Here is a 1,317-nt window from a genome sequence, read left to right as displayed (position 1 = left end):
GCGCCTCCACCGGCCGGACGCGATCGCGCGGGTGCGCGCCGTCCGCCGGACATGGGCCCGCCGCCACCGCTGCCACCCGCACCGGGCGTGCGCGGCTTCCGCGACATCACGGCCGATGCCAACGATCTCGGCGGTGCTGCCGCGCAGGCGAGCCGTGCCGCGCGCCGCACCTACGCCAATGTGCCCTCGCCCTCACCGGAGTTCGACCGGTTGGAGCCGAGCCTGGAAAACCGTAGCGGCGAGGCAGAGGCGCCCTATTCCTACGACGAGTCGATCGAGGAGGCCGAGCGCTACACGCCGCAGTCGCCGCGTCCGCGCATCGCCGCCGAGCGCGACGCCAAGAAGCGCGTCCGCACCGGCTCCGCCTTCCCGTTCAAGAGCGCGATCGCCGTCGGCATCGTGCTGATCCTGGTCGGTGCCGGCATCCTCTGGGGCAAGCAGCTGGTCCAGATCGTCAACGGCTTTCTCAAGCCGTCCGCGACCCAAGTGGTGGAGGCGCCGAGTCCGGCCCAGCCGCAGAGCAAGCCGAAGATCCCGGATCGCGTCGGCCAGCCTTCGGCGAGCGACCAGCCGGTTGCGCCGGTGGCGCAGAAGGTCGTGCTCTATGACGAGGATCCGTCCGATCCGAAGGGCAAGCAATATGTCGGCTCGGTGGTGTGGCGGCTGGAGCCGATCAAGGCGTCCGGCAACCAGAAGGCCGACCTCGCCGTGCGCGCCGACATCGAGATCCCCGACCGCAAGTTCAAGATGACGATGTCGTTCCGCCGCAATACCGACTCCTCGCTGCCGGCGAGCCACACCGCGGAACTGACCTTCATCCTGCCGCAGGATTTTCCCGGTGGCAGCGTCTCCAACGTGCCGGGCATCCTGATGAAGTCGAACGAGCAGGCGCGCGGTACGCCGCTCGCCGGCCTCGCGGTCAAGGTCACCGACGGCTTCTTCCTGGTCGGCCTGTCCAATGTCGACGCCGACCGCTCCCGCAACGTCCAGCTCCTGAAGGAGCGCTCATGGTTCGACGTGCCGCTGGTCTACGCCAACCAGCGCCGCGCCATCATCGCGATCGAGAAGGGCGCCCCCGGCGAGCGCGCCTTCAACGACGCGTTCGCGCAATGGGGCGATTGAAGCGCGATGAGTTTTGATTGAATCGATGCGAGCTCAGGGTTCACCTCTCCCGCAGGGAGAGGTCAGATCGCATCGAGAGATGCGATCTGGGTGAGGAGTTACAGTCTCACTGTTCGCTGCGGTCCCTCACCCGGATTGCTGCGCAATCCGACCTCTTGTGTCTGTAAAATCTGCCAGGATGTGCGAACGGGCGGT

At 67.4% G+C, this 1,317-nt stretch carries 1 protein-coding gene; it reads left to right on the top strand.

Going from position 1 to position 1,317, the window contains the following annotated elements:
- Window positions 1-1,122, top strand: a 1,122-nt coding sequence (locus AAE027_RS39420; RefSeq protein WP_479714278.1) for a hypothetical protein, incomplete at its 5' end; no start/stop codon positions are given.
- Between the last annotated feature and the right edge of the window lie 195 nt (window positions 1,123-1,317).

The organism is Bradyrhizobium sp. DN3 (assembly GCF_041357655.1).
Classification (GTDB): Bacteria; Pseudomonadota; Alphaproteobacteria; order Rhizobiales; family Xanthobacteraceae; genus Bradyrhizobium.
Note: the sequence above shows the minus strand (reverse complement) of the source record. Positions and strands in the feature narration are given on the sequence as shown.